At 73.3% G+C, this 4850-nt stretch carries 3 protein-coding genes; all 3 read right to left on the bottom strand.

What is annotated here, in order from left to right; all coding sequences use genetic code 11:
* Positions 1 to 78: 78 nt before the first annotated feature.
* Positions 79 to 2421 (bottom strand): LPS-assembly protein LptD, encoded by a 2343-nt coding sequence (locus ACZJYS_RS22655; RefSeq protein ID WP_493180416.1) that lies wholly within the window; start codon positions 2419 to 2421, stop codon positions 79 to 81.
* Positions 2422 to 2606: 185 nt separating this feature from the next.
* Entirely contained in the window at positions 2607 to 3716 is a 1110-nt protein-coding gene (lptG, locus tag ACZJYS_RS22650) for an LPS export ABC transporter permease LptG (protein WP_109516987.1), read from the bottom strand.
* A 9-nt stretch (positions 3717 to 3725) separates the two neighbouring features.
* Positions 3726 to 4850, bottom strand: a 1125-nt coding sequence (gene lptF, locus ACZJYS_RS22645; protein ID WP_493180415.1) for an LPS export ABC transporter permease LptF, incomplete at its 5' end; no start/stop codon positions are given.

The raw sequence follows: 4850 nt of genomic DNA, 5'->3' as shown, positions 1-4850 counted from the left end.
GCCGGGTGCGCATCCTCCGCCAGCCCCAATCGCGCAGGGCGGCGGGGATGGCGCCAGGGTATGACGCCGGGGAGGGCGTCAGATCGCGCGGAAGCCGAAATCGCCCACCGTCTTGAACGAGACACGGAACAGCAGGACGGTGTCGGAAGGATAGTAGGAGGCGCGGTTGCTCGGCTCCGCGTAGGTCTTGGCGAAGCGCGTGTCGAAGATCAGGCATTCATCCTCGTAGGTGAGGTTGACGCCGGCCGAGACGGCGCGGTCCAGCTCCAGGTCGTAGCGGCCGAAGCCGCCGCCGCGCCAGAAGCGGGTGATCTGCGCCTGGGCGGAGCCCGAGACCTCGCGCCGCTCGCGGGTCGAGATCAGCGCGGTGGAGGGGTCAGTGTAGAGGTAGCCGGCGCCGAGCGTCACGCGGCCGAGGCTGAGCTGGGCGCGGGTCTCGACCAGCCGGCTGTCCAGGTTCTCCTTGTCCAGCCGGGCGCGGGCGGTCAGGTCCAGCCAGGAAACAGGGGAGAAGCGCACCCGGCCGACCCAGTCCGAAGCCTGGTCGCGCAGGCCGGAATTGACATCGAACACCGCCTCCTCGCTGGCGCGGAAGGAGCGGCCGACCAGCGCCTCGACCTGCCCGCCATTGGGGAAGAACCAGGCGCCGCGGAAGGCGGCGTCCACCCGGCTGCCGCCTTCCTGCCGGTCACGGCCGGGGAAGCGGTTGAGCTCGAACAGGTTGGCGTCGGTGAACTCGAAGTCGAGGCTGTCCTCGTTCGCCACCAGGGTCTGCCGCCCCGTCGCCGGACCGGTGACGAGCTGCACCCGCGGCTCGATCAGCTGGGTGCCGTAGGCGCCGGCGCTGCGGCTCATCGGCAGGCGCCAGTCCAGCGCCACGCGGATATTGCCGGTGGCGTCGGTGGCGGTGTTGCGGCTGGCGAAGTTGGGGGCGAGGTCGAGGTCGTCCACCCAGCGGGCCAGCCCGTCCGCCTGGGCGCGGAAGGTCCAGACCTGCCCGAAGCGGTCGATGCGCGGCAGGTCGTAGCGCAGGCGGGAGGCGATGCGGCGGGTGTCCGTCCCCTCGTCGCGGAAGAGGGCGAAGGCGCCGATATCGGCGCTGAGATAGCCGCCCAGCCGGTCGCGCCCCACCCAGTAATCGGCGAAGAGGTTGGGCAGAACGAGCGGGATCTGCCCCGTGTCGTCCACCTCGGAGAGGCCCTGATAGGCGCGGCCATCGACGCGGGCATAGGCCTCGGTGCCCCAGAAGCCCTCCGCATAGGCGTCGGAGGAGAGCTGGCGGGGCGCCGGGTAGCGCCAGGCGCGCAGGTAGTTCTCGCTGCTGGCGCGGTTCAGGTTGAAGCCGGTGCGCCAGTTCTCGTCGATCGAGAACTGGCCGCGGCTGTAGATGTGGCCGCCCCAGCCCTCCTCGCCCGGCGCGCCGTCGCGCTGGCCGACGGAGCCGGTGGCCTGGATCTCGCCGCTGTTGAAGCGGCGGCGGTAGTCGAAGCCGAGCGCCGGGTCCTGCTTGGTCGAGAAGGTCGGCGAGAGGGTCAGGTCCTGGCTGGGGTCGATCGCCCAGTAGTAGGGCGTGGTGAGGAAGCCGCCGAGGAAGCTGCTGCTGCCGAAGGTGGGCGTCAGGAAGCCGGACTGGCGCGGCACCGAGGGGTCGGGGTGCGAGAGATAGGGCGTGTAGAGCACCGGCACGCCGCCCAGCATCAGCGAGGCGTCGCGGTAGCGCAGGCGCTTGGCTTCCTGGTCGTGCGTGGCCAGCCGGGCGCGCAGCTGCCACAGCGGCGGCGCCTCCGGGTTCTCGGCGCAGAGGTCGCAGGAGGTGTAGAGCACCCGCGACATGTCGAGGATGGTGCCATCCGTGCGGCGGGCGCCGCTGGCCACCATGCGGCCATTCTGGGCGAGGCGGGCCTTCAGCCCCTCCACCACGCCATCGCGCATGTTGCCGGTCAGCTCGGCGCGGTCGGCGAACAGCACCTGCCCGTCCGCCTCCAGCAGCTGGACGTTGCCCTCGGCGGTGGCGATGCCGGTGTTGCGGTCGAAGGTGAAGCGGTCGGCGCGCAGGATGCGCTCGTTCTGCCAGGCCTCCACCGCGCCGCGCGCGGTGACGAGGTCGCGCGCCTGGTCGTACTCCACCTCCTCGGCGGTGAAGGTGACGGGGGCGTTGTTGCCGGTCTGGGGCGGTGTTGCCTGGGGCGCTGTTGCCTGGGGCGCTGTGGCCTGCGGCGGGGCGGCCGGCACCGCGCCGGTTGGCTGCGGCGCGGCGGGCTGCGACTCGGCCTGGTGCAGCGGCAGGCTGGCGGAAAGCAGCACGGCACTGCCCAGCAGGGCGGCACGCCAGCCGGCCGGCGGCAGGGAGCGCCGCGGCCCTCCCCGGCGATCCGTCTTCCCTGCCGGGGGCTCCCCGGCGTCGCGCATGGCTCGGTCCATGCCGCTTCCATAGCGGCTTCGGCGGAGCGCGGCGAGAGGGATGCGCGGCGCCGGGGCGGGCCGAGGGGCGCCGGGGCGGCATCACATTGCGCTCAGGCGCCGCCGGCGGCCTCCGGCGCACCGTGCCCCGGAGCCTGGAGGCCGGGCCTGGAGGCGGGAGCCCGGATCGTGGCTCCCGGCCCGGCTCAGCCGTCTTCCTGGTAGATCAGCAGGGTCAGCGCCAGCAGCAGGCCGGCGATCGAGGGAGCCCAGGCGGCCAGCGCCACCGGCAGGGTGCCGGCCTGGCCGAACTCCTCCGACACCTTGTCCAGCAGGAACAGCGCGAATCCGGCGGCGATGCCGGCGCCGATCATCCGCGCCACGCCGCCGCGGCGGGAATGGCGCATCGAGAAGCCGGCCGCCATCAGCGCCATGGCCGCCGTCAGCAGCGGCAGGGAGAGCAGGGAATGGAAGTGCAGCCGGTGCCGCATGGCGGAGAAGCCGGCGCTCTCCAGCACCGCGATGAAGCCCGGCAGCGCCCAGAAGGAGAGGGTGTCGGGGCTGGCGAAGCTGTCCTCGATGCGGTCGGGCGTCAGGGTGGTGGGCAGGCGCAGCGTGCCCGGCGCCGAGGGCTGGCGGTCGCTGCCGAAGGCCACCGCCTGCTCCAGCTCCCACGCGCCGGGGATGAGGCGGGCGCGCGGCGCCTCCACCCGCTCCAGCGGCCGGTCGTTGGCGGCGAGCCGCCACAGCGAGACCTGGGTGAGCTGGAAGCCCTCCCGCCCGATCTCCGGCACGCCGGCCAGGATGGCGACGCCGCCCGGCTCCAGCGTGGCGTCGGCCTGGCGCAGCCAGAGCCGCCCCCCCGCCAGCGAGGACAGGCCCGTGGCGTTGCGCAGGTAGGTGGCGTCCAGCCGCTCGGCGCGCGCCAGCATGGCGGCGGAGAGCGGCGAGACGACGGTGATGGCCAGCGTGCCGAGGCAGAGCGCCACCAGCACCGGCCCCGCCAGGAAGCTCCAGGCCGAGACGCCGGCGGCGCGCGCCACCACCAGCTCGGAGGAGCGGGCGAGGCGCCAGAAGGCGATGATGCCGCCCAGCAGCACGGCGAAGGGCAGGATCTGCAGCACCACGAAGGGCAGCCGCAGCGAGGCGATGGAGGCGACGAGGCCGAAGGTGGCCTCCGGCCGGGTGGCGGCGCGGCGCAGCAGCTCGATGAAGTCGAACAGCGCGACGAGGCCGGTGAGCGCCGCGACCAGCGCCAGCGCCATGCCCGCGAAGCGGCGGGCGATGTAGGCGGAGAGGGTGTAGGAGAAGGCCATCATGCCGGCTCAGCCTTCCGCCGTGCCGGGCCGGCGGCGCGGCAGGCCCGGGCTGCCGGAGAGCACCCAGGCCGCGATCAGCCCCGGCACCACGGCCTGCGCCCAGACCAGCGGGATGGCGGCGTTGTTGCGCGCCGCCAGGTTGCCCACCGCGAGGCCCAGCGCCAGCAGCACCACCACCAGCCCGACGCCGAGGGTCGCCGGCCGCCAGTCGCCATGCCGGCGGAAGCCGCTGGCCAGCGCCGTGGCCAGCCCGACCATGGCGAAGGAGAGCGCGGTGAAGGGGGAGGAGAGGCGCTGGTGCCCCTCGGCGCGGAACTTGCGGATGTCGCGCTCCGGCAGGTTCTCCTCCGGGTCGGGGTGCAGCAGCTCGCCCACGAAGCGCTCGCGCGAGTCGCGGTTGCGGGCGGTCTCGGCGGGGCTGTTGGAGGTGCTGGCCAGGTCCACGCTGTTCTCGGCGAAGGAGAGCACGGAGAGGCGCGCGGGGCGGGTGGCCGTGGCCGGCTCCATCTGCTGGCGCACGCCGTTCAGCAGCGTCACGCGCGGGCCGGCGGGGGTGGAGACCAGCCGCCCCTCCTGCGCCATGATGGTGACGGGCGTGCCCGGCTCGCGCATGTCGTGCACCAGGATGCCGCGCAGGGTGCCGTCCGCGGCGCGCTGGCGGGCATAGACGGTGAGCGTGTCGCCCAGGCTGCTGAACACCCCTTCCTGCAGCAGGATGGCCGCCATCTCGTTGCGGATCTCGAACTGCCAGGCGCGGAAGGCGGCATGGCTGACCGGCACCAGCCAGAGCTGCATGAACAGGGCCAGCGCGGTGGCGATGGAGGCCACCAGCAGCGCCGGGCGCGAGAGCTGCCAGTCCGACAGGCCGGCGGCGCGCATCACCACCAGCTCGCGGTCGGCGTTCAGCCGCACATAGGTGAACAGCGTCACCACGAAGGTGGTGATGGGCAGGATCACCGCGAAGAAGCTGGGCAGCAGCAGGCCGGTCAGCTCGATGAAGACCGCGAGGGAAAGGCCGCGGTCCAGCACCAGCTCGATGAAGCGCAGGCTCTGCGTCAGCCAGACCAGGGCGGCGAGCCCCACGGTGACGGCGAGCAGCGACACGCCGAGCTGTCGGAACATGTAGCGGTC

The organism is Roseomonas sp. TS2 (assembly GCF_058833935.1).
Note: the sequence above shows the minus strand (reverse complement) of the source record. Positions and strands in the feature narration are given on the sequence as shown.